This window comes from Parapedobacter indicus, from assembly GCF_900113765.1.
GTDB lineage: Bacteria > Bacteroidota > Bacteroidia > Sphingobacteriales > Sphingobacteriaceae > Parapedobacter > Parapedobacter indicus.
This window is the reverse complement of the sequence record NZ_FOQO01000013.1, coordinates 151,048-175,844: the sequence shown is the minus strand read 5'-3', so window position 1 is coordinate 175,844 and position 24,797 is coordinate 151,048. Positions and strand designations below refer to the sequence as shown.

General features: G+C 49.3%; 15 protein-coding genes. 9 read left to right on the top strand and 6 right to left on the bottom strand.

The window, feature by feature from the left end; genetic code table 11:
* The first annotated feature begins 316 nt into the window (after positions 1-316).
* The 7 genes from BMZ56_RS22620 to bglX are packed head-to-tail and all read left to right on the top strand — an operon-like array spanning position 317 to position 13,462.
* On the top strand, positions 317-3,370 hold the full coding sequence (locus BMZ56_RS22620) for a SusC/RagA family TonB-linked outer membrane protein (RefSeq protein ID WP_090631324.1): 3,054 nt from the start codon (positions 317-319) through the stop codon (positions 3,368-3,370).
* Positions 3,371-3,389: 19 nt separating this feature from the next.
* Positions 3,390-4,922 carry a RagB/SusD family nutrient uptake outer membrane protein gene (locus BMZ56_RS22615; RefSeq protein WP_090631322.1) on the top strand — a complete coding sequence of 511 codons (1,533 nt, stop codon included), beginning with the start codon at positions 3,390-3,392 and terminating at the stop codon, positions 4,920-4,922.
* Positions 4,923-4,955: 33 nt separating this feature from the next.
* Positions 4,956-6,020 (top strand): LamG-like jellyroll fold domain-containing protein, encoded by a 1,065-nt coding sequence (locus BMZ56_RS22610; RefSeq protein WP_090631319.1) that lies wholly within the window; start codon positions 4,956-4,958, stop codon positions 6,018-6,020.
* 10 nt (positions 6,021-6,030) lie between these two features.
* On the top strand, positions 6,031-8,013 hold the full coding sequence (locus BMZ56_RS22605; RefSeq protein ID WP_090631317.1) for a glucoamylase family protein: 1,983 nt from the start codon (positions 6,031-6,033) through the stop codon (positions 8,011-8,013).
* Between the two features lie 13 nt (positions 8,014-8,026).
* On the top strand, positions 8,027-9,397 hold the full coding sequence (locus BMZ56_RS22600) for a glucoamylase family protein (RefSeq protein WP_090631315.1): 1,371 nt from the start codon (positions 8,027-8,029) through the stop codon (positions 9,395-9,397).
* Positions 9,397-11,166, top strand: coding sequence for a family 43 glycosylhydrolase (locus BMZ56_RS22595; protein WP_245893357.1), 1,770 nt, complete (start codon positions 9,397-9,399; stop codon positions 11,164-11,166). The genes BMZ56_RS22600 and BMZ56_RS22595 overlap by 1 nt, the downstream gene beginning before the upstream one ends.
* Positions 11,167-11,173: 7 nt before the next feature.
* Positions 11,174-13,462, top strand: coding sequence for a beta-glucosidase BglX (gene bglX, locus BMZ56_RS22590; RefSeq protein WP_090631310.1), 2,289 nt, complete (start codon positions 11,174-11,176; stop codon positions 13,460-13,462).
* Between the two features lie 3 nt (positions 13,463-13,465).
* Here bglX and BMZ56_RS22585 read toward each other — a convergent pair whose 3' ends face one another.
* Positions 13,466-14,089 (bottom strand): alpha/beta hydrolase, encoded by a 624-nt coding sequence (locus BMZ56_RS22585; RefSeq protein WP_090631307.1) that lies wholly within the window; start codon positions 14,087-14,089, stop codon positions 13,466-13,468.
* Between the two features lie 5 nt (positions 14,090-14,094).
* On the bottom strand, positions 14,095-15,033 hold the full coding sequence (locus BMZ56_RS22580; protein ID WP_090631304.1) for a ring-cleaving dioxygenase: 939 nt from the start codon (positions 15,031-15,033) through the stop codon (positions 14,095-14,097).
* Positions 15,034-15,187: 154 nt separating this feature from the next.
* On the opposite strand from BMZ56_RS22580, the gene BMZ56_RS22575 reads away from it, so the two are divergent.
* Entirely contained in the window at positions 15,188-15,793 is a 606-nt protein-coding gene (locus BMZ56_RS22575; RefSeq protein WP_090631302.1) for a Crp/Fnr family transcriptional regulator, read from the top strand.
* Between the two features lie 431 nt (positions 15,794-16,224).
* Complete coding sequence (gene argH / locus BMZ56_RS22570) at positions 16,225-17,556, top strand: argininosuccinate lyase (RefSeq protein WP_090631299.1); 1,332 nt, start codon at positions 16,225-16,227, stop codon at positions 17,554-17,556.
* An 8-nt stretch (positions 17,557-17,564) separates the two neighbouring features.
* Here argH and BMZ56_RS22565 read toward each other — a convergent pair whose 3' ends face one another.
* From BMZ56_RS22565 to galK, 4 genes are all read right to left on the bottom strand, one after another.
* Positions 17,565-21,098: a hybrid sensor histidine kinase/response regulator gene (locus BMZ56_RS22565; RefSeq protein ID WP_090631296.1), complete on the bottom strand. Its 3,534-nt coding sequence runs from the start codon at positions 21,096-21,098 to the stop codon at positions 17,565-17,567.
* A 12-nt stretch (positions 21,099-21,110) separates the two neighbouring features.
* A complete protein-coding gene (locus BMZ56_RS22560; RefSeq protein ID WP_090631293.1) occupies positions 21,111-22,238 on the bottom strand; it encodes a hybrid sensor histidine kinase/response regulator in 1,128 nt (375 codons plus the stop codon).
* A 146-nt stretch (positions 22,239-22,384) separates the two neighbouring features.
* Complete coding sequence (locus tag BMZ56_RS22555; RefSeq protein ID WP_245893356.1) at positions 22,385-23,455, bottom strand: aldose epimerase family protein; 1,071 nt, start codon at positions 23,453-23,455, stop codon at positions 22,385-22,387.
* Between the two features lie 21 nt (positions 23,456-23,476).
* Entirely contained in the window at positions 23,477-24,649 is a 1,173-nt protein-coding gene (gene galK, locus BMZ56_RS22550; RefSeq protein ID WP_245893355.1) for a galactokinase, read from the bottom strand.
* Positions 24,650-24,797: the final 148 nt, after the last annotated feature.

Below are 24,797 nucleotides of genomic sequence, written 5' to 3'. Positions count from 1 at the left end.
GACTCTTTTTTGTACACAAACGACTTTTTCTTTTATCACTGCACTACATCATTACCTCTCGTTTCATAGGGTGTATAAAATACACAATATTCGTTTCATTGAGTAAGTGTAGCTTAGATATAATATATTGATTATTAATTATTTAATTGTTTTGTGGTAAGCGGATGAGAAATTCATTTCGAGGTGATGTAGGAATGTGTTAGCCGTTTTCTTGGCATGTAGGGGGATACATCACATTTTTGCAAAACATATGATACCCCCAAGGGGTTTTATATACAACACACATTATTAATAACCAATTAAATTGAGTAACGACATGAGGAATTTATTTACATGCTTATTGGCGTTGTTTATGTTGCCGTTTATGGCCGCTGGACAGCAGGGCAGGGTAAGCGGGAAAGTGACCGACGCGGTAGCATCCGGTGGGATTCCGGGAGTGACCGTGATGGTAAAAGGTGCTACCACGGCTACGCAGACGGATGCGTCAGGAAACTACTCTATTGAGGCAGCCGCTGGAGATACATTGATTTTTCGGTCGCTCGGATTTGCCATGCAAGAAATCCCCGTTGCTGGCCAGACCATCCTAAATGTGGTACTGGAAGACGAGGGCACGGAATTGGAAGAAGTGGTGGTCATTGGATATGGTACACAGCGTCAACGGGATTTGACCACTGCTGTAGCAACTGTAAAGGCAGCCGATATCGCGAAAACGCCCACCGCTACCGCCATGCAATCTTTACAGGGGCGGGTGGCTGGTGTTCAGATTGTGAGTAATGGTGCACCAGGGGCATCGCCTACCGTGCGGTTGCGGGGTATCGGTTCCTTTGAAGGAAATGCCGCACCGCTATATGTAGTGGATGGGATGTTTTTCGATAACATCGATTTTCTGAACCCAAATGACATCGAAACCATCTCCGTATTGAAAGATGCATCGGCGTCAGCAATTTATGGGGTACGCGCTGGTAACGGCGTTGTCCTGATTGAAACTAAATCGGGTGCCTACAACAAACCCGGTGAAATTGTCTACGATGCGTATTACGGTATACAAAACCCGCAAAACGTACTTAAAATGGCCAATGCCCAGCAGTTTGTGCAGTACATTAACGGAACCGGAAGTGCAGCGGATATAGCCCTGATACAAAATGCGATACAGCGATATGGCCGCAGCCGGATAGATCCGAGTCTGCCGGATGTCAATACCGATTGGTACAACGAGATCATGAGCCCTGCTCCAATACAGAACCACAATCTTTCATTCAGTGGCGGCGGTGAAAGTACCCGCTATTCCATAGGCGGCAGCTATTTCAATCAGGAGGGGTTGCTGGATTTGCAGCGCAATAATTACCGGCGGCTGAACTTCCGTGTAAAAGTAGATAGTAAGGTGAAAGATTGGCTAAACGTAGGCGGCAATTTCAATGTGAGTACGGCTCGGCAATACAATGGTGAAAACACGGCGTGGTTCCTAGCATATTTTGGCGTGCCGATCTTGCCGGTATATGACGATGGTAATGCCAGCGCCACGCCGGTGAAATATGCCAATGCACAGCAGATCGGCTACCGCAGCACCCAGAATCCGTTCTTCCCATTGGAATATGTAGACAACCGTAATCATGTGGCCAAATTGCTGGGTAACTTCCATGCTGAGGTAAATGTTTGGGAAAATAAACTGAAGTTCCGCACGCAATACAATTATGGGTTGAGCTTTGTAAACACTAGACGGGTTGACTTCGCGTATCACGATGGAGTGACCAACCACCAATCGGCTATCCGGCGTAGAAATACCTCGAACTACGATCAGGTATGGGATAATTTCCTGACCTATAACGACGATTTCGGGAAACACAACCTGAATGTGGTGTTGGGACAGTCTTACCGTAGCGAATACAGCGAATTATTGTTTGCGCGGGGAACCGCTATTAATCCGGCTCCTTCAAGAGCGGCTGAACAGTTCTGGTATCTGCAGAATGCTACCGATTTTGACTTAAATGATATTGGCGATGCTAGTGATCCTGATTACAATTCAATAAATGCAAATCTGCAGTTCCTGTCTTTCTTTGGCCGGGCAGCTTATAATTACGATGGTCGATATCTCTTGTACACGACCTTTCGCCGCGATGGCAACAATAAGTTTCAAAAGACATGGGGTAATTTCGCCACGGTCGGTGCCGGATGGGTATTGTCCGAAGAGGATTTCTTTGATGTAGAAGGTATCGATTTCTTGAAGTTCAGGGCGTCATGGGGGCAGCTGGGTAATGATGCGATCAGTCCTTCCGTGGGCCTACCCACCATAGAAGAAAACAACGGCGCGATTGATGGCACCCGCGTGATCGGCTGGCGGCTGAACCCCACATTCGATCTCATTACCCAATGGGAAACTACGGTAGAGAAGAACTTCGGTTTGGATGCGCAATTTCTGAATAATCGACTGTCATTGGAGGCCGATTACTTTATCCGCGACACGCGCAACCTAGCGGTGACCATCGTGCCGCCGGTATTTCCGTCTGCTGAACGCCGAAGTGTGGGCGAAATCCGGAACCAAGGACTGGAGCTTAATCTCAACTGGCGCGACGACCTGTCTGAAGATTTTTCCTATAATATCGGTGGGAATATTGCCACCTTGAAGAATCAAGTGCTGGGGCTTGGAGGCGCCAGTGGGCTGAATGCCGGAACAGCAGAGTTCCGTCAACGATCCATAATCGGCCAGCCTTATCAGGCATTTTATGGCTATGAAGTAACCGGAGTATTCGACAGTCAACAAGAAATTCAGGATACCTACAATGCAGATTTTGCTGCCGAAAGAAGCTTGGTTCCCGGCGATTTAATTTTTAAGGACCAGAATGGGGACGGCATTATCGACGATCAGGACCGCGTGGTATTGGGCTCCTACATGCCCGATTTTACCTGGGGAGCCAACCTCGGTTTCCGGTATAAGAAGTTGGAGTTCGCGGCGCTGCTGCAAGGGCAAACGGGTTACAACATCCTGAATCGTAAACGCGGTGAAATGATTTTCACCAACGATACCAACATCGATGCCGATCTGGCAACGAACCTATGGACGGAAGGCGGGGGATCATCGAAGAATTATCCGTCGGCCTCCGGATTACGCAGGGCATGGAATCAGGTCATGAGCAGTTATTTCGTAGAAGAAGGTTCTTACTTCCGGTTGCAAAACGTGCGGCTGTCTTATTCATTCCTGGGTAGGGAAATAAACGGTGTGACCTGGCCGGAAGCCCGGGTTACCCTTACGGCAGAACGACCCCTTACGGTATTCAAGTACAACGGTTTTAACCCTGAAGTGGCCAATGGGGTGGATCGCGAAGTATACCCCATACCGGCTATTTATACATTGGGCGTAACCATTAAACTGTAAAGTATTAAGGAAAGAAATTATGAAAGCGATACGAAATATCCAATACGGGGCGATGGTATTCTTTGGACTGTTGCTCGGCACATCGTGTAGCGGTTTATTGGATGAGCCGCTCGAAAATCAGCAGATTGCTGAGGGGACGGACTATACACAGACGCAAAATATGGTGTTGATGCTGTATGGTGCTTACAATCAATTATATGACTTCGGATGGGAAATTTACCCATCTATCAGTGTACGGGGAGATGACATTGATATCGGTGGACGCGGTGATCAGCCGTTGTTTGCACTGGCGGATAGCTTCCGGTATGACCGCAATTTCTGGGCGATGAATAGCGCATGGACCGGCCTCTATGGCGACTTGATTTACTGGCAGGGTGCGATCGAGGAGATCCAAAAGTATCAAGAGGCAGGTGCAAACGGGACCACCGCGCAGCAATATATCGCAGAAATCAAGGTTTTGCAGGGATTTGAAATGCTTCAGCTGGCTCGTATGTGGGGGCGGATTCTGATACCCCAGAGTTCTGAGCCAAGTGCGCTGCTGGACGTGGAATTATCTAGTTTTGAAGAGGTTATGCAGTATGTATCTGCGCGGATGGATGAAGCGATTCCGCTTTTGCCCGATATGCGGCCAAATCAGCGGTCGGACGTGCGTGGCGGCGTCACCCGCTATACGGCACTTGCCGTTAAAGCGATAGCCAACCTCGAACTGAAAAATTATCCCGCCGTGGCCGAAGCCACCGGCCAAATTATCAGTAGCGGATTGTTTAGTTTAGAGCCCGATTTTTACCATTTGTTTAAACTGCGCGGTAAGCTCAACAATGAAAACCTGCTCGAACTGCAGTATTCTGATTATGGCACAGCCACGGGTACATCCAATAAATATTTGTGGGATTTCTTTGGTCCCACGAGCTGGACACCCACGCGCGATGGTGCCAGTGGCGGATGGGGTTTTTGGGAACCCAGTATGAAATATATCCAATTCATGCTCGATCGCGGTGAGCGCGAACGCCTCGAAACAACCGTGATCTTTACGCCGGATGGCATTACGGACGTACGCAATGCGTACCCGAATGCGCCGAGTTGGATATCGAATGCAACTCCAGATGGTGATGTGTTCAATAACAGTGTCAGGACCAAATTCTACAGTGGTAAGCATTACCTGCCATCCGCCATGCTAACCGAAGGCCGCACCGCGTATGGCGAAAATAAAAACTTCACCTGTATCCGGTATGCCGAGGTGCTGCTTATGCATGCAGAGGCACTGACCAGCGGTGCTACCAGCTCGGTGATGACTGCCGATGCGGCGGTGAATGCCGTGCGCAACCGTGTTGGCCTCGGCCCGTTGAGCGGTGTTACGCTCGATCAGGTATTGGATGAAAAGTTCGCGGAGTTCGCAGGCGAGTGGGGCATCCGGTTTTATGACGTTGTGCGGCATGACCAGACAGCCGAACTATCGTATGGTGGGCGTACTTACGATGCAACCACCAGCCGATTTTATCCGTATCCGCTGGAACAACAAGACGTCCTGCCGCAGTTGAGGGAAGGAAATTGACAAACCGATTAGAAAATTTAACAAGGTATTGAAATGAAAAGAAGGAATATATGGCTTCTAGCCGCAGTGTTTGGAGCTGTAGCGTGCCAAGAAGGTTATATTGACGATATCAAACCTGTACCGCCGGGGGAAGATGTCACAGCACCTACCATATCGATGACCTATCCATTGGAGGGGACACTGATTAGGGTACGCGAAGATGTTACGTCTATCAACGTGCGTTTTACGGTGACAGATGATATCGAAATTGGAAACGTTGTCGTGGAGCTTGACGGCAACCAGATCGCCCAACTCGATAGTTTCCCCGATTATCGGAAATCCGTGGCATCATTTGCGTATAACGAAGTTGCAACCGGCGAACATACGCTCACGGTGACGGCGACGGATGTTGCTGGAAAATCCACCATACAATCCGTAGATTTCGAAAAGGTAGAGCCCTACCAACCGATTTATGATGGCGAAATATTTTATATGGCCTTTGATGGCGAGAATACCGAGTTGGTGAGCATTACCAACCCCACCCGCGTGGGTGAGCCTGGTTTCAATAACGGTGGCAAGAAGGGCAGTGCCTATTCCGGTGTAACCGATGGTTACCTGACCTTTCCCTTCGCTGACCTGGCGAATGACGAGTTCAGTGCAGCGTTTTGGTATAAGCTGAATGCGGTTCCGGATCGTGCGGGTATTCTGACAGTGAGCCCTCCCGGCCCGACAAACAACAATCGGACAAGTGGCTTCCGCCTATTCCGGGAAGCGGCCGGTGCCAAGCAACGAATCAAACTTAATGTTGGGGACGGCACGGTGGATAGTTGGTTTGATGGTGCTGAAGCAGCAGATGTTGAAGCAGGCAGCGATTGGGTACACATAGCATTTACGATCGCGGGCGACCGATGTGCTGTCTACGTCAACGGCAATATCGTAAGTCAGGGAACCTTTTCTGGAATTAGCTGGGCAGATTGCGATGCCCTCACCATCGGTTCCGGAGCACCCAATTTTACCGAATGGGGGCACCTGTCGGACTTGAGTTTGATCGATGAGCTGCGTATTTTCGACAAAGCACTGACCCAGGGAGAGGTACAACAGATGATCGCGGATAATTAGGGATTGGCAGATGAGCAAAGACGTACCGATACGGATCATTTATTTTATCGTTCTTGCCGGTTTACTGGCTGGATGTAAGAAGAACCAGATCGGTACGTTTTCGCTTTTGCAAGTATCGGTTGGCGAGGAGGCGCTCGCACTTGATGGAACAATTATGGATGGGTTGCCACTTGATCGGAGTATCACGCTGGTGTTTTCGCAACCGGTCGATCAATCTGCAGCCAATGCGGCCATTACCCTGAACCGCAACGGTGAATCCGTGGCGATAAGCTTGGCATTCCTTTCTGAGGGAGCCAGCGTGGTGGTGCATCCCAATGGCCCATTGCTGAGCAATACCACCTACACCTTGTCAGTCTCGGAGCAACTTCGGAGTGCAGATGGCGGTCGCGGATCAACGTATGATGTGCAGTTCAAGACGATGATAAAAGACCTGCAAGTTGTGGCCATCGAAATGGATGGAGAAAATATAGGACAGAACGATGTGCTGACCGGCATACCTGCCGGGTTGGGGATGACCCTTCGGTTTTCCAGCCCACTTGATCCGGCCACTGTGCAACAAGCTATCACATTGGAGGGAACCACAGGTACATCGAATATACAGACAGTGCTCGCCACCGATGCACAATCGGTTACCTTGGTCAGCAACGCGCCATTAGAAGGGCTCACCAAATACGAGCTGCACATTTCCGATGCGTTGGTGGGTGCAGGGGGAGAAGGCTTTTCGGGTTTCACAAAGGCCTTTTATACAGCAATAGATCCAACACCAAAGTTTCCGGTTATTCCGGATGAAGAATTGTTAACCCTGGTACAGCGGCAAACGTTCAGTTACTTTTGGGACTTCGCCCATCCAGCCAGTGGTATGGCCCGTGAGCGCAACACTTCCGGGGATTTGGTAACCAGCGGTGGTTCCGGTTTTGGCATCATGGCATTGATCGTGGGAGTGGAAAGGGGATTTATTTCGCGTAGCCAGGGTGTTGAACGGCTGGAACGCATCGTCAGTTTTCTTGAAACGGCCGATCGTTTCCACGGGGCTTGGTCACACTGGATCAACGGTAATACAGGGGCGGTTATGCCATTTAGTGCCAATGACAATGGCGGCGACCTCGTGGAAACGTCGTTGTTAATGCAGGGGCTTATTACGGTGCGTCAGTATCTGACAACTTCCACACCTGTTGAAAAGCGACTTGTTGATCGCATCAATGCACTTTGGCAAGCCGTGGAGTGGGATTGGTACCGACGGGATGGCCAGGAGGTCCTCTACTGGCACTGGTCGCCGGATAAGGGCTGGATCATGGACATGCCGATCCGCGGATGGAATGAGTGCTTGATTACGTACGTACTGGCTGCTGCATCACCGACACATGGTATCCCTAAGACCGTCTATAACAATGGCTGGGCTGGAAACGGTGATATACGCAACGGGGCAACTTATGAAGGCATTGCGTTGCCACTTGGTGCCGAATATGGTGGTCCGCTGTTTTTAAGCCAATATTCGTTCCTTGGTATCGACCCTAGAGGGTTGAGCGACGAATATGCTGATTATTGGACGCAAAATGTGAACCATACCTCCATCAATTATCAATATTGTATCCGTAATCCCCGTCGGTATGTAGGCTATGGCGAAAGCTGCTGGGGGCTCACGGCGAGCGATAATCACGAGGGTTATTCGGCACATTCGCCCACCAACGATCTGGGCGTAATCACGCCAACTGCCGCACTTTCTGCATTTCCCTATACTCCCGATAAGTCCATGGACGCGCTAAAGTTTTTCTACTATGCAATGGGCGATAGGCTTTGGGGTGCTTACGGTTTCTATGACGCCTTCAACATTACCGAGCAATGGTTTGCCGATTCGTACCTCGCCATAGATCAGGGGCCAATCATCGTAATGATCGAAAACCATCGCACCGGTCTGCTCTGGGATCTGTTCATGAGCGCACCCGAGATTAAAACCGGACTCCAAAAATTGGGTTTTAGCAGCCCAAGATTATAGCAAAGATTGATTTATGAACAAGTTAATAGAATATATCGTATTAATAACCGCAATAGGTCTTGTAGGCTGTAACGGTCCATCGAGAAACCATGCAGCCGACAGCGATTCAACAAAACGCAGCGATTCGACCCTTTCCGACGACTCGTTGCTCACGCGGATACAGCGCCAAACCTTTCAATATTTTTGGGAAGGCGCAGAACCCGTATCGGGCCTCGCCCGTGAGCGCATCCATATCGATGGAGAATATCCACAGAACGATGAAAACGTGGTTACCATCGGAGGTAGTGGGTTCGGCCTGATGGCTTTATTGGTAGGCATGGAGCGCAATTTCATCACACGGCAAGCCGGTGTCGAGCGGTTCGAGCAGGTGATCGATTACCTTGAAAAAGCCGACCGTTTCCACGGCGCATGGCCGCATTGGTTGGATGGGCCTACGGGACGGGCCAAGCCATTCAGTAAAAATGACAACGGCGGAGACCTCGTAGAAACCGCCTTTATGGCGCAAGCGTTGATTTGTGTGAGGGAATACTTCCAGCAGGGCGATAAACATGAAAAGCAATTGGCTGCACGCGCCGATGCCCTCTGGAAAACCATTGAGTGGGACTGGTACCGTCAAGATGGGCAAAACGTGCTTTATTGGCACTGGAGCCCTACGGCGGGCTGGGCCGCCAATCATCCCATTAGGGGCTATGATGAATGCCTCATTACCTACGTGCTGGCTGCTTCGTCGCCGACGTACGGTGTCCCTCCCGAAGTGTATCACGAAGGGTGGGCGCGCGGCGGTGCCATCAGGTCGGCTGCCGAGCGGTATGGGCATCCCATCATCCTCAAACACAATGTGCCGGATAGCAATGGGGTGGGACCGTTGTTTTGGTCCCACTATTCCTATCTTGGTCTGGATCCGCGGGGGTTAAAAGATGAATATGCAGGCTATTGGGAGTTAAACCGCAATCAGGCACTCATCCATCGCGATTATGCCATTGAAAATCCAAAAGGGTTTAAAGGATACGGTAAGCAAGCATGGGGATTTACGGCGAGCTATTCAATCAAGGGGTATTCTGCGCACAATCCCGATAATGACTTGGGTGTAATTTCGCCCACGGCTGCCTTGTCGTCATTCCCTTATACACCCGAATACAGCATGGACGTGATGCGTTATCTGTATGAGCAACTGGGCGATAAAGTTTGGGGTAAATATGGGTTTTACGATGCATACAGCGAGACCGATAACTGGTTTCCGCGACGCTACTTGGCTATTGACCAGGGCCCGATACCTGTGATGATTGAGAACCATCGAACCGGATTGCTTTGGGAACTATTTATGGGCGCACCGGAGATCAAGGATGGATTGAGGAAACTGGGCTTTAGAAGTCCGAAGATTTGATGATGAAATATCGTTGGAAAAATAGTTGGTTGATCGTTGTTGCGTGGGTACTATGCAGCGGAACGAGCGATGCCCAAACACCCCGCACCTATTGTAATCCGATCAACATCGATTACGGTTATACGCCCATTCCCAATTTTTCAGAATGGGGTCGGCACCGAGCTACGGCCGATCCGGTTATTGTCAATTATAAAGGTGATTATTACCTGTTCAGCACCAACCAATGGGGCTATTGGTGGAGTAGCGACCTCTCCAACTGGAATTTTGTGTCCAAAAAATTCCTACGCCCATGGAATGGCGATGTGTACGATGAGCTGTGTGCTCCGGCGGTAGGTATCGTTGGTGATACCCTGCTGGTATTCGGCTCCACCTACACCGATAAGTTTACGCTGTGGATGAGTACGAACCCCAAGGAAAACCAGTGGCAGCCCTTGATAGATTCCTTTTCAATAGGTGGTTGGGACCCTGATTTTTTCACGGATGACAACGGTCGCTTCTATATGTACAATGGTAGCAGCAACCGCTATCCGCTATATGGCATCGAACTCAACCGGCAGACCTTTGCACCCATCGGCACCCGCAAGGAAATGTATTTTCTAGAGGACTGGCGTTACGGCTGGCAACGATTCGGCGAGTACGTGGATAACACGTTCCTCGATCCTTTTATCGAAGGGGCGCATATGACCAAGCACAATGGTAAGTACTACCTGCAATATGCGGCTCCGGGTACCGAATTCAGCGGCTACGCCGATGGAGTGGCTGTGGGCGACAGCCCCTTGGGCCCGTTTACCACGCAGTCGGACCCCCTCAGCTACAAGCCTGGAGGATTTGCGCGTGGAGCTGGCCATGGCGCGACCTTCCAGGATAACGACGGCAATTATTGGCATGTCGCTACCGTTGTCCTGGGCGTGAAAAATAATTTCGAAAGGCGGTTGGGCATGTGGCCCGCCGGGTTTGATGAAGACGACGTAATGTATTGCAATACCGCATTTGGAGATTACCCGCACTACTTGCCGAATGGCCCCACTGACCACCGCGAAAGTCGGTTCACGGGCTGGATGCTGCTCAACTATAATAAGCCTGTGCAGGTGTCATCTACGCTGGGCGCGGCTTACCCGGCCAACCATGCGGTAGATGAAAGCATGAAGACCTATTGGAGTGCCGTCACAGGCGATAGGGGCGAATGGATACAGAGTGATTTGGGCGAGGTAAGTACGGTTCGTGCCGTGCAGATTAATTATGCCGATCAGGATGCCGACAGCGCTTTTCTCGGGAAGATGGAAGGGATTTATCACCGGTATATGCTGTCTTATTCCGAAGACGGACGCAAGTGGAATGTCCTTAAGGATAAAAGTCAGAACCGCAGGGATGTTCCCCACGACTACATTGAACTGGAGAATCCCGTGAAAGCCCGGTACATTAAACTGGAAAATATCCACATGCCGACGGGCAAATTTGCCATCAGTGGTCTGCGGATCTTTGGCAAAGGACAAGGAAGCAAGCCGGCTTCCGTCAACGATTTCATCATTCTGCGGACGGAAAAGGATAAGCGCAGTGCCTGGCTAAAATGGAGTCCGGTGGATAATGCATATGCCTATAACATCTATACAGGCCTGGCACCTGATAAGTTGTATAACTGCATCATGGTACATGGTGCCAACGAATATTATTATAAAGCGATGGATAGCCAGAAGCCCTACTATTTCAGCATTGAAGCCGTCAATGAAAATGGGGTGTCCGAGCGTACAAAAGTGATACGGATTGAATAAGATAAAGATGAAATACACAGTAATCATCGCCGGTCTTCTGGCCATCAAGTTATCGGGTTATGCTCAGCAGGCCACAACAGATAAAAGTAAAATGGATATCTTCATCACTGATCTAATGGGGCGGATGACACTCGAAGAAAAGATCGGTCAACTGAACTTGGTTACGGGAGGTGATGCGACTACAGGTGCGGTTGTAAGTACGGATGTGGAGGCCAAAATCAAGGCCGGTAAAATAGGCGGGATATTCAGTATGACGACCGTACCGCGCATCCGTGCGGCACAGGAGTTGGCGGTGAACCACTCACGGTTAAAGATTCCTATCATTTTCGGCATGGATGTCATCCATGGGTATAAGACGATTTTTCCCATTCCATTGGGGCTTGCCGCCTCTTGGGATACGACGCTTATCGAAGAAACCGCGCGCATTGCCGCTATAGAAGCGTCCGCCGATGGGCTGAATTGGACATTTTCTCCCATGGTAGACATCTCGCGTGATGCCCGGTGGGGGCGCATCTCCGAAGGTAGCGGTGAAGATACGTATTTAGGTTCGCGTATCGCCGAGGCCATGGTGCATGGTTACCAGGGCGACGACCTTTCCGCCGACAACACCCTGATGGCCTGTGTGAAACACTTTGCACTGTATGGTGCAGCGGAGGCTGGGCGTGATTACAATACCACCGACATGAGCCTCCACCGCATGTACAACGAATATTTGCCGCCCTATAAAGCGGCTATCGATGCGGGCGCCGGTAGCGTGATGACTTCCTTCAACGATATTAACGGCGTGCCTGCCACAGCCAACAAATGGCTCATGACGGACGTGCTGCGTCACCAATGGGGGTTTGACGGCTTTGTCGTGACCGACTATACCGCCGTCAATGAATTGATCGACCACGGTCTGGGCAACTTACAGGAGGTGTCTGCGCGGTCGTTGAAAGCTGGTGTGGAGATGGATATGGTAGGAGAAGGGTTTCTTACTACATTGAAAAAATCAGTCGAAGCGGGTAAAGTAAGTGAGGCCGATATCGATCGCGCTTGCCGCTTGGTGTTAGAGGCAAAATACAAGTTAGGCTTGTTTGACGACCCGTTTCGCTACTGCGACGAAAATCGCGCGGCAAAAGCCATCCTGAATCCAACTCACTTGGCCAAGGCACGCGAAGCAGCAGGCAAGTCATTTGTACTGCTGAAAAATGATGAGCAGCTGCTGCCCTTGAAGAAGCAAGGTACGATGGCGTTAATCGGCCCGCTGGCCAACACGGGCAGTAACATGCCGGGTACGTGGAGTGTGAGTGCCGACTTGGAAAACACGCCGTCGCTGCTGGAAGGGATGCGGGAGGTGTTGGGCGATACCATGAAAATCATCTACCACCCAGGTTCTAACCTGCTAGCGGATTCGTCATATCAAGAGCGGGCTACCCTATTTGGCCGGACCATCCCACGTGACGATCGTCCCGAAGCCGAGCTGATTGCCGAGGCGCTGGAAGTAGCTAGGCAGGCCGATGTTGTAGTTGCTGCATTGGGCGAAAGCTCGGAGATGAGCGGCGAAAGTTCCAGTCGTACAGATATTGGTATCCCGGCAGTGCAGCAGCGGTTGCTCGCCGAGTTGTTGAAAACCGGCAAACCCGTGGTGTTGGTATTGTTTACCGGCCGGCCGCTCACGCTCACGTGGGAAAACGAGCACGTACCGGCGATCCTGAATGTGTGGTTTGGGGGTACAGAAACTGGCAAAGCCGTGGCCGATGTGCTCTTCGGAGACGTGAACCCATCCGGAAAGCTGCCGGCCACATTTCCACAACACGTCGGCCAGCTACCACTCTACTATAGCCATAAGAATACCGGCCGACCATTGGGGGAGGGTCAGTGGTTCCAGAAATTCCGTTCTAACTACCTCGATGTAAGCAATGATCCGCTCTATCCTTTTGGATATGGGCTTAGCTATACCACGTTTACGTATGATGAGCCGGTGCTGAGTACCGATACGCTTCAACGGAAGGGCAACTTACAGGTAAGCGTGGAGGTAAGCAATACCGGCAGCTATGCGGGTGAAGAGGTGGTGCAGCTATACATCCGCGATTTGGTCGGATCGGTAACTCGCCCTGTCAAGGAGCTCAAAGGGTTTCAGAAAATCCAGCTGGCACCCGGGCAGTCACAACGGGTAGTCTTTGACCTCACCGAAGAAGACCTCAAATTTTACAATGCCGATCTGGAGTATGCCGCGGAAGCCGGGGAATTTATCGTCTTCATAGGAACCAACTCTCGTGATGTACAGGAGAAGCATTTTTTCCTGATAGATTGACGATCAGGCGAATATTAGTTCGTTTGCTAACAGCGTTTCGTCGGCACTGATGCTATGCGGCTTTCCGGGATAGATTTCCGCGGTGACGGCTGCGCCCAGATTTCGCAAGATAGCCACACTTTCCTCAATCCGGTGTAAAGGCACATGCGGATCCTCGTCGCCCGATGTAATAAGAATGGGTGTGCCCGCGAAATCGCCCTGATAATTCGATTTGATCAATGATTCGCCAATAAGTCCGCCGGTGAAGGCAACGATTCCGCCATAGCGCTTCGCATGCCGGGTTACGTATTCCAGCGTAAGGCATGCACCTTGGGAAAATCCCAAAAAATAAAGGTTCGCCGACTGAATACCCAGTTTAATGGTCTCGGCGACAACCTCATCCACCAATGCCAGTGCCGAATCCAGGGCGGGTTGATTGTCTGCCATAGGCGCAAGGAAACTATAGGGGTACCATGAATTATGGGTTGCCTGGGGTGCCAGCAGCAAGGCGTCCTCCAGCTGCAGATGGCGCTGGAGGGAAAGTATACCTTGTGCGGTGCTGCCCCTTCCGTGGAGCAACACCACTGCTTTTTTGGCGTGTGCAGCCAATTTGCCTGCTTGTATAATGTGTTTGTCGTGTGTGTACATGATAACTAATTCAATTGAGGTAAAACTTGCTCAAGACGGTTGCGGTACCCTTCATATTGTGAAGGCAGTTTCAAGCCGCTTCCCAATTCAGCTACAGTCTCATCCGTTGCAAAACCCGGATTGTCCGTAGCTATCTCAAATAACACGCCGCCCGGTTCGCGGAAATACAAGGAATAAAAATAGTTCCGGTCTATTTTTTCGGTAATGTTAAGTCCCTGTGCCACCACTTTCTCACGGAATTGCATGAGCGTGGCTTCGTCTTTTACCCGGAAGGCGACGTGATGCACAGATCCACCGCCGACGAAACCCACGGACTCTCCCGGCGCTTCCACCAAATCGACGAAGGCAGCTTGTTTCACCGCGTCGGTGACGAAGCGGAAGCGATTAACGTCTTGCTGTAACAGCCGGTATCCAAAAATATCGGTGAGGATACGAGCTGTGGCGTCTTTCTCAAGGGTGGTAAGGGTCACGTGGTGAAACCCACGGGTGGCGTGTTCGGCCTTCACTTCGTCAGTTTCCCAGGGCGTGCGCATGTCGGCTTCACTCGGTACAGTAAGTTCCAGCTTGAGTCCATCTGGATCCAAAAAAGTAAGGTATTGTTCGCCAAATTTGGAGGCCACATTATTAATGATCGCATTGTTTTCCTCAAGTCGTTTCTTCCAGAAATCCAAGCTCCCTTCGGGTACGGCATACCCTATTTCTGTGACCTGCTGGGTGCCACGTCGCCCCTGTCTTACGCGGTTGCCCCAGGGAAAGAAAGTAAGGATGGTTCCCGGCGTTCCAACTTCGTCGCCGAAATAGAAGTGATACGTTTCCGGATCATCAAAGTTTACGGTCTTTTTGACCATTCGAAGACCGAGAACGCGGGTGTAAAAATCATAGTTCCGCCGGGCATCGCCTGCAATGGCTGTAATGTGATGTATCCCTAAAATCTTGTTTTCCATGAGTTTTCCTCCTAATAATTTGATACAAAGGTAGCCTGCCTGTTATCCCCCCGCATTAATCTATGACAAGAAATCGTATCCGGGTGTTTGGAAATGAGGTGAAAAAAACAGTAAGTTTGATGAGATATGCGAATTCCTAACAAGCGATTGTTTTATGGGTAATTTTACTGCGATTAATGACTACGTAAATCGGTGCGGCCGTTTTTCGTCCGAGGATATTGCTGTGTTCAATGATCTGCTTAAGCCAAGGACCGTCAAAAAAAAGCAATTACTGCTGCGGGAAGGTGAGGTGTGTGATTTTGAGGCTTATATCGTTAAGGGTTGCCTCCGCAGCTACTATATTGACGAAAATGGCAGTGAGGTTATCCTGCAATTTTCTATCGAAGATTGGTGGGTAAGTGATATTGGTAGTTTCCACGAACGCAAACCCAGCCTGTTGTATATCGAGGCCATGGAAGACAGCGAATTGCTCACGCTCAATCCCTCCCGTAAGGAAGAATTGCTGCGCCGTGTGCCGCAGTTTGAGCGCGTTTTCCGGCTGATGATCCAACGCCATCTATCGGCTTTGGAGCACCGCCTCATCCGGACCATTGCTAAAACTGCCGAAGAAAGGTATGTCGAGTTTTTAAAGCAATATCCCAAACTTGCGCTGCGTGTGCCACAACATTATATTGCGGCTTACCTGGGGATGACACCCGAATTTCTAAGTAAGGTCAGGCGCCGATTGGCTACTCAAAAAGCGAATACCCCACGGCTATAAGGCAAAAGCGGCATCAAGTTTCCCATGCTTGCTGCCGCTTTTTGCAAAAAAAATAAACAAATAGGTTTATAACTGGTTAGCGAGTGTTTTTCCAGTTTTAAGACATAGTGGTCTATCATCAATTTATGTTTACAATATCGAGTAATTCATGATTCACTTACTTGTCAAACTAAGCTGAAAGTGTTTGAATCAAACCATTTTCCCCTGTCGTGGTTACAAACGTAGGAATATAAATGATTACTGCAAAAGTTTTTTTAAAAATAAGTGAGTAAACACTCACCCTTGTTTTTGCTTTAATCCTTTTAGCAACAAAAAAAGAGACAAAAGGACGTTTTCACTTAAAATATCTGGTAAGCGGCCAAAATCCGTAAGCTATTTGTATTTTTGAATCGAAAAAACGTAGCGCAAAAAGCAAAAGAAACTTGCGGAATATGAAAATTTGGCAGAAGAATACCGACGTAAATCATTTGGTGGAATCTTTTACCGTAGGCAACGATCGAGTGCTCGATCTGCAGTTGGCAGCGGCAGACATTGTGGGTTCACTGGCTCACACCCGTATGTTACACAGCATTGGCCTATTGAGTGGCGACGATTTGGATGCGGTTCAGAAAGAACTTAAGCAACTGTATCGTGAAGTTATGGCGGGTGAATTTACCATTGAGGAAGGTGTGGAAGACGTGCATTCGCAGGTCGAACTACTATTGACCAAGCGCGTTGGCGAAGCGGGAAAGAAAATCCATAGCGGCCGTTCCCGCAATGACCAGGTGTTGGTAGACCTCAAACTTTTTTTTCGTACAGAAATTGAAACGTTGGTCAAGAATACGGAGGTGTTGTTCGAGCGATTGATCACATTGAGCGAGCAATATAAGCACGTCCTGCTGCCGGGTTACACACATTTGCAGATTGCGATGCCTTCGTCGTTTGGTCTATGGTTTGGCGCCTATGCAGAAAGTTTGGTTGATGACTTGGAGCTTTTGCAGGCAGCATGGAAGGTGTGCAACAAAAACCCATTGGGTTCCGCGGCGGGATATGGATCTTCGTTTCCGCTTAACCGTCAAATGACTACGGATTTGCTTGGTTTCGACAGTCTTAACTATAATGTGGTATATGCGCAGATGGGCCGCGGAAAGACCGAACGCATACTTGCGCAGGGTATGAGTGCCCTAGCAGCTACCCTTGCCAAGTTGTCGATGGACGTTTGCTTATACATGAATCAGAATTTCGGTTTTATTACATTTCCGGATCACCTCACGACCGGTTCCAGTATCATGCCCCATAAAAAAAACCCGGACGTTTTTGAATTGGTACGTTCGCGGTGCAACAAAATCCAGGCATTGCCCAATGAAATCGCTTTGATGACCACCAATTTGCCGTCGGGATATCACCGGGATTTGCAACTTCTGAAAGAAAACCTGTTTCCTGCATTCGGTTCGTTGAACGAATGTTTGGAAATTACAGCCTTTATGCTTGAAAATATTCGTATTAAAGAAGGAATTCTGGATGATCCCAAGTACGATTACCTATTCAGTGTTGAGGTTGTCAATGATGAAGTGCTCAGTGGCGTCCCATTCCGGGAGGCATATCGCAACATCGGCTTGGCCATCGAAGCCGGTACATTTAAACCGCGAAAAGAAGTAAACCATACGCACGAAGGGAGCATCGGAAATCTCTGCAATGCCGAAATTAGGCAAGCATTTAACCGGGTCGTGGCTGCCTATGGATTCGACCGGGTAAATGAAGCGTTGCAAGCGCTGGTCGCATAGTTTACATGCTATGCATGTTCATCATATAGCCATACGCGCAGCAACGAAATCAGTTGGTCGATGTCTACCGGTTTAGAAATGTAGTCAGATGCGCCGGCAGCAATGCATTTTTCGCGATCGCCCATCATGGCTTTCGCTGTCACGGCGATGATGGGGAGACGGCTGAAGCGACTATGGTTCCGGATTTTAGTGGTGCTTTCATAACCATCCAAATGCGGCATCATCATGTCCATAATTACGATGTTGGTTTCAGGATGTTCCTCCAATTTTTCCAGCGCTTCCTGTCCGTCGGTAGCCGATATCACCTGCATTCCTAGTTTTTCCAACGTTTTGGTCAGTGAGAAGATGTTACGGATATCGTCGTCGGCAATTAATGCGGTTTTGCCCTGCAATACATCTTGGGCAGAAAGCTGCAATTTGCCCGTTTTTGAGATATCATCCTGCTGCGTTTCCACTAAGTGGAGGAAGATAGCTACTTCATCGATAATCCGCTGATACGAATAAGCGGTTTTTACGACGATAGAGTCCGCATATTGCTTGATGCGCATTTCTTCGGCGGGAGAGGGGCTACGGCCGGTAAATACAATGATGGGTACTTCCTCAAGCCCGGGATTTTGTTTCACCGTTTCGAGTAGATCATAGGGATTTTTGGTAGGTATGCCCATATCCAAAATTACGCACTCCGCTTCGTTGCCCAACAAACTCGCCACACTTTCATCGATGGAATTTTTTACGCTGGAAGAAATCTGGAACGATTGCAGGAAATACGCCAAGGCTTCAGCATGTTTGGCATTTTCTTCAACGATAAGTACTTTTTTGGAGCCCTCGGCCCAGATGGTTTCCAGTTTTTTAAACATTTCGCGCATATGCTTGATGGCAAGCGGCTTACTGAAAAAATCGGCGGCACCGTGTGCGCGGCTTTCTTTTTTTGCTTCCAGCGATGACATGACGTGTACCGGTATGTGCCGGGTTTCAGGGTTGGATTTCAGTTCATCCATCACCTGCCACCCGTCTTTAATCGGCAGCTTAATGTCCAATAAAATGGCCCGGGGATTGTACCGGACGGCTAAATCCATAGCTTCGTCTCCCCGTACCGCAACCACTCCCTTATAATGTTGACTGTGAGTAAACCGCAGCAGTTCGCGCGCAAAGGCAGTGTCGTCTTCAACGATAAGGATCACCTTGTCTTCCGGGGTCACCGTATCCCGGTCGTCGGGGATGGGTTCCGGCACCACGGGTACCAGGTAAGGCGAGGGAGAAGGTACGGGCAGCTCTGCTGCGTCTGGTTCTTGGGAATGGGGTTTCGCAATCGGTACAGTGAACGTAAATGTGCTGCCCTGACCCGGTTTACTGGTCACGTAAATTTCGCCACCCAGAAGACGGGCCAGTTGCCGGCTTATTGAAAGCCCCAAGCCGGTACCGCCGTATTTACGCTTGGTGGAGCCATCTCCCTGCGTGAAGGCTTCGAATATCAGCGCGAGTTTTTCCGAAGGAATGCCGGGTCCAGTATCCTCAACAGCAAACGCTAACAGTGCCGGATCTTGATCACTTTTTCCAACGGATAGACGAACGTGGCCTTTAGATGTAAATTTCAAGCCATTGGAGAGCAGATTTTTCAGAATCTGTTCTATCTTCATTCTGTCGGTATCTATGAGGAACCCATCCGGTAAGGTGTGCGTAATTTGCAGCTCGAGTTTCTTGTCTTGAGCTACGGGCATAAACGTGCTTTCCATGTTGTTAAGCACGTCTGCCACAGGCACGGGAACGTAATCGACGTCCATTTTACCCGCTTCAATTTTTGAAAGGTCAAGCAGTTCGTCGATGAGCTGTAGCAAACCATTGCCCGAGTTGTAGATTACGCGGGCGGATTCCATTTGATCTTCGGAGAGGTTCTGTTCGCTGTTTTCGGCAAGGTAACGCGAAAGCAATAGGATGGAGTTCAGTGGGGTTCGCAATTCATGCGACATATTGGCCATAAACTCGGTCTTGTACTGCGAGCTTACTTCCAATTCTTTGGCTTTTGCGAGAATTTCGGCATTGCGTTCCCGGATCATCCGGTTTCGTTCCTCCAGATCGAGGTTGTTTTGCTGGAGCTCCTCCTGCTGTACTTTGAGTTCTTCTTCGGATGCCTGAAGTTTTTGGGCATGCGCTTCGAGCTCAACATTGAGGCTTTCCAATTCGTCGTGCTGAGCTTGCAACTCTTCAGCTTGAGATTGTGTCTCTTCCAGGAGCTCCTGTAATTTTTTGCGACTTTGAGCGCCATAGATGGCCGTACCAATGTTTGATGCTGCCATCGTAAAAAAGGCAAGCGACTGCTGGGAAAACGGTTGTAAAGCTGCTAATTCGATTGCGCCGATTGCCTCGCGCTCGTGGAAAATCGGAAAGGCAATTACGCCGGCTGGTTTGATGCTGCCTGTAGCATAGGAAATGATGACTGAGTGTTCTTCGATATCCGTGAGCACGATAGCCTTTTTATCCCGTACAGATTGGCCGACAATCCCTTGTCCGAGAGGGATGCTCATAGCTTTGTCAGTCTGTAGCGCATACCCGCTTTGTAAGGTGAGATGGTTATCGTTTAACAGGTATATGGCTCCTGTTTGGCTGCCGGTATATTCAGCCAGAAAGGTAATGATATCCTGACAAATGGTTTCTACTTGTTTCTCACCCACCATTTTCTCATTCAGATCCGCTACACCGCTTTGCAGCCATTCATTGTTTGCGAGGCGCTCGAAAGATAGGGCGAGCGATTCCGCCATTCGGTTAAGGGAACCTGCTAAACTCCCCAGTGTATCCTTCTCGTCGTCGTTTATCCGTACGGTGTAGTCACCCGCCGAGATCTGAGAAGCGATTTCCCGTATAATGGAAAGTCGTTGCTTCGTTTGGAGGTCTTGCTCTTCCAGGGCGTTGTGCAGCGCACTGCGTTCGGCCATATCCTGTACAATCCGTATGTAGAATACCACGGCAATCAAGATGGCCAGCAGTGCCGCCAGTACGATGACACCAGGTGTATATCGCGCAAACCGGTCGCGTATTTCTGTTTGCACTTGCACTTGGCTGGTGGCTTCGGTGATCATCTGGTTGGATAGTGTGCGGATATCTTCCATATAAGCACGACCCATCTCAATCTCTTTTTCGTTGACGATTCCGGTAGTCCCCTTTGCATCGATCATGGCATTCATGCGTTCGATACGAAGGCTTAAGGTCTCTTTCAGTTTCTGGCCGGCTTCTAACTGTACGGGGTTGTCTTTGATTTGTAGAATCACCTCGTCCAGCAATTGATGCGACCGTTGGCAAGCGGCTGTATATGGCTCCAGATACAGCACATTGTTTGTAATAAGGTAACCGCGTTCCGAAGTTTCGGCCTCTTGGATACTTGACACCACCTGTTCAAGCGTATGAGTTATCTGATTCGTCTGACGTACCAATGCCGAATTTTCCAGCAGTCTATCGATGCAGACGTAGGCAATCAGTGAACTAAAGATTAGCAGGAGAATCGACAAGCCGAAGCCGATTTTCAGATTTCTGTTTGTGTTGCTTTTCATGCGACTGATGTGTTAGCAATCGGTTTTATCGAGGTCGATAGGCAAGGTGAAATAAAAGGTTGACCCTTCCTGCGGACTACTTTTTACGCCATATGTTCCCCGATGGAATTTAACGATTTCGGCACACAAATAAAGGCCCATTCCCATTCCACGGTATTCGGCAATCGATTGCTCAGTTCTATAAAATTTCTTAAAGAGATTGGTTTGGTCTTCTTCAGTAATGCCGATTCCTTTGTCTGTTACGCACACCTCCACGTGGTTGCCTGCTGTTTTCCGTATGGTTACCTGTATTGTTTCGGTTTCGGGCGAATATTTGGCGGCGTTGGATAGGTAGTTAAGAATTACCTGTTCGAGCCGCAGCAGATCTCCCTGCAAAGTAATGTCTGCATCTCCCGTTCGTACTACCTGTCTTTCCGGGTTACTTTGGATAAAAATATCCAATGCGCCGTCTACCAAGTGATTGAGATTGAATTCTCCCATGTTAAAGTCGAGCATGCCGGCTTCCATTTTTGCCATGTCTAGCAGCGCGGTCATCATTTGGTTGAGCTTATCTATTTGGCTGTCTGCCTTGTTGATAAACGATAGGGCATTTTCCTTTCGGTCGTTGTGCACGGCTACGCCCGCGAGCTGGATGTACGCTTTTACAGAGGTTAAGGGAGTTTTTACTTCATGGCTTACCATGCCCATGAGTTCATCTTTTTTTTCTTCTAAGCGTTTGCGTTGCTCAATTTCATTACGTAGTTCCTGTTGGGTATGCGCCAGTTCCTTGGTCTGTTCCTGAAGCTTGATAAAGGTACGTATCTTGAGCACGAGGATGTCCGGATCGACAGGTTTTACGAGGTAATCATGCCCTCCGGAGGTATATCCTTTGGTGATAAATGCCTTGCTGACATTGACTGCAGAAAGAAAGATGATGGGCAATTCACTGGTTTTGCGAATCCCCGAAATTGCTTCGGCCACTTCAAAGCCATCCATGCCGGGCATCTGCACATCCAGAATGACAAGCTGATATTCGTTTTTCAGCACCTTTTTCAAGGCCTCTTCACCCGACAATGCCGAGTCCACGTCGAAATCCTGCGAGGCCAGGATCTTAGTCAGGGCGGTAATATTCTCAATCTTGTCGTCTACAATCAGTATCATGGTTAAACTAAGCTAATGGCTTCGCAGTTTTCGGTCTCTCTCCTGCCGTTGTAAGACGGCTTTTGGAGGAAAAGTTGTTAAAATTAACCCTTTCTAACGAAGATTCAAACTTGGATAAGCGGTACCCTGCATATCCAGCGTCTTTTTTACTTAACTACTGAAAAGCGATAGCTAGTTTCCGAATGAAATACCTGCCCGGGCAAAAGCAGCGTGCTGGGAAAATCCGGTTGATTGGGCGAGTCCGGAAAGTGCTGTGTCTCGAGACAAAAAGCACCGTGTTTTTCGTAATAGACTCCTTGTTTTCCTTTATCGTTGCCATTTAGGAAATTGCCGGTATACAGTTGTAATCCCGGTTCGGTGGTCAATACATCCAAGCGGATACCTGTGAGCGGTGAAATAGCGGTAGCAGCGGGTAGTTGGACGGTCGTTACATCTGCATTGAGTACATAATTGTGATCATATCCCTTGGCCATGGCCAATTGATCGTTAGTAAGGTTGATTTCCTGACCGATGGGCTTGATTTCTCGGAAATCGAAAGGGGTGTTTTCCACGGATTCGACTGCACCGGTCGGGATTTGATGGCTATCCACCGGCAAGTAGGCATCGGCCTTTATTTGCAGCAAATGATCCAATACGTTCTCGTTGCCTTCACCATTCAGGTTGAAAAAAGCATGGTTGGTCAGATTGATCACGGTGGCTTTATCCGTTTCCGCCCGATAGGTAATGACCAGCTCATTGTCATCCGTGAGGCGGTATTTGACCATGACCGACAGTTTACCTGGAAAGCCTTCTTCGCCATCGGCAGATACGTAATAAAAATCAGCCTTTTCTTTGTATACCACACGCCTATCCCATATGCGGTTCTGAAAGCCATTGGCACCCCCATGGAGTGCATTTGGCCCGTTATTGGGTTTTACGTAAAACGTTTCTCCTTCAAGGGTAAAGCGGCCGTTGGCAATGCGGTTTGCAAATCGCCCGACCGTTGCTCCGTGATATATTTCATCCGCAGCGAGGTATTCCTCGATGGTATTGAAGCCCAGCACTACATCGGTAGGATTGCCCAGCTTATCGGGCACAAGGATACTTACAATACGCGCTCCAAAGTCGGAAAGACCGACAACTACTCCTCTGTTGTTCTCCAGCGTAACCAGGTGTGTGTGCTTATCCCCCAGTTGACGCTCAAAATCACGTGTCTTTGGCAATCGATAATGCATCATCGTACAGTAGATTTGTGCTACCTAATTGAGACGGGCTGTGCCCTCCGAAATATTGGCAACGTAAGCTTGTGTTTTTTTATGGGTCTTTTCGGTATATGCCTCGCCGACTTCCTTTACGACCCGGTCTACTTCGGAGGCCTTTACCAGGTTGATGGTGCAGCCACCAAAGCCGCCACCCATCATCCGCGCCCCCAGCACGGCATCGTTGTTACGTACCAGATCTACCAAAATATCCAATTCTTCGCAACTTACCTCATACAGATGCTGCAGTCCATCGTGTGTTTCAAACATCCGTTTACCGAATGATTCGAAGTCATCTCTTTTTAAATCGTCGCATCCATCTTGCAGGCGTTTTATTTCCGATACCACATAGCTGCATCGGTTGTAAACCACTTCATCCACGGGTCTTACGTAGCGGTCTAGCTGTTCGAGGGTTGCATCGCGCAAGCTTTTAACCTCGAAATGATGTTTTTGGATAAGCGATACCCCATACTCACACTGTTCGCGTCGCTCATTGTAAGCTGAAGAGGCCAGGGAGTGTTTCACTTGAGTATCAAACAATACGATGCGCAGTTCGGGGTTGTTAAACGGAATGTACTCATGCGAAAAATCTGCGCAGTCCAGTTTGATGAGTCGCTGCTTCTGCCCAAAAACGCTGGCAAATTGATCCATCAAGCCGCATTTGACACCTACAAATTCATTTTCAGCAGCTTGCGCGGTGAGCGCGAGGTCCAGCCGGGTGATGCCCAGGTTAAACAACTCATTGAGTGCAAATCCTGTGGCGCATTCCAGCGCTGCTGATGACGAAAGTCCCGCGCCCTGTGGAATATCTCCGCCAAATACAATATTAAAACCCTGTAGCGTATACCCACGCTTGGTCAATTGTTGGGCTACGCCGAGAATGTAATCCGGCCACAGAAGCGGCGAACGCACCAGCTCATCCAGCGCCGTGGAATACGTTTGGTTCTGGTCCAGCGAATGAAGGTGTACCGCGTGGTCGTCTCGCTTGCCGATCGCTAAGACAATATTTTTGTCGATAGCTGCTGGCAGCACCAGTCCATTATTGTAGTCGGTATGCTCACCGATGAGATTTACACGCCCCGGCGATCGTACCAGCAGCGGTGTGTGGTCAAAAAGTTCCTGATATTTTTCGTATACCGCATCTTGCAGGCTCATCGCCGTTGTTGTATTCATCCGTATGTACAAATTGAGCGCTAAAAGTACGAAAAAAAATTAGGTAGCGCACAAGCTCGCTGAAGTGCTTGGAGCGCGTTACGCACGCGGCCCCAAAAACTGGCAATGCAAAGCCAACAAACGAGTAATAAAAAAGGCTAAGAAAAGG

What these genes read in the sequence shown, in the direction of transcription:
- BMZ56_RS22620 (WP_090631324.1), top strand. Translation starts at nt 317, where the DNA reads ATGAGGAATTTATTTACATGCTTATTGGCGTTGTTTATGTTGCCGTTT.
- BMZ56_RS22615 (WP_090631322.1), top strand. Translation starts at nt 3,390, where the DNA reads ATGAAAGCGATACGAAATATCCAATACGGGGCGATGGTATTCTTTGGA.
- BMZ56_RS22610 (WP_090631319.1), top strand. Translation starts at nt 4,956, where the DNA reads ATGAAAAGAAGGAATATATGGCTTCTAGCCGCAGTGTTTGGAGCTGTA.
- BMZ56_RS22605 (WP_090631317.1), top strand. Translation starts at nt 6,031, where the DNA reads ATGAGCAAAGACGTACCGATACGGATCATTTATTTTATCGTTCTTGCC.
- BMZ56_RS22600 (WP_090631315.1), top strand. Translation starts at nt 8,027, where the DNA reads ATGAACAAGTTAATAGAATATATCGTATTAATAACCGCAATAGGTCTT.
- BMZ56_RS22595 (WP_245893357.1), top strand. Translation starts at nt 9,397, where the DNA reads ATGATGAAATATCGTTGGAAAAATAGTTGGTTGATCGTTGTTGCGTGG.
- bglX (WP_090631310.1), top strand. Translation starts at nt 11,174, where the DNA reads ATGAAATACACAGTAATCATCGCCGGTCTTCTGGCCATCAAGTTATCG.
- BMZ56_RS22585 (WP_090631307.1), bottom strand. Translation starts at nt 14,089, where the DNA reads ATGTACACACACGACAAACACATTATACAAGCAGGCAAATTGGCTGCA.
- BMZ56_RS22580 (WP_090631304.1), bottom strand. Translation starts at nt 15,033, where the DNA reads ATGGAAAACAAGATTTTAGGGATACATCACATTACAGCCATTGCAGGC.
- BMZ56_RS22575 (WP_090631302.1), top strand. Translation starts at nt 15,188, where the DNA reads ATGGGTAATTTTACTGCGATTAATGACTACGTAAATCGGTGCGGCCGT.
- argH (WP_090631299.1), top strand. Translation starts at nt 16,225, where the DNA reads ATGAAAATTTGGCAGAAGAATACCGACGTAAATCATTTGGTGGAATCT.
- BMZ56_RS22565 (WP_090631296.1), bottom strand. Translation starts at nt 21,098, where the DNA reads ATGAAAAGCAACACAAACAGAAATCTGAAAATCGGCTTCGGCTTGTCG.
- BMZ56_RS22560 (WP_090631293.1), bottom strand. Translation starts at nt 22,238, where the DNA reads ATGATACTGATTGTAGACGACAAGATTGAGAATATTACCGCCCTGACT.
- BMZ56_RS22555 (WP_245893356.1), bottom strand. Translation starts at nt 23,455, where the DNA reads ATGATGCATTATCGATTGCCAAAGACACGTGATTTTGAGCGTCAACTG.
- galK (WP_245893355.1), bottom strand. Translation starts at nt 24,649, where the DNA reads ATGAATACAACAACGGCGATGAGCCTGCAAGATGCGGTATACGAAAAA.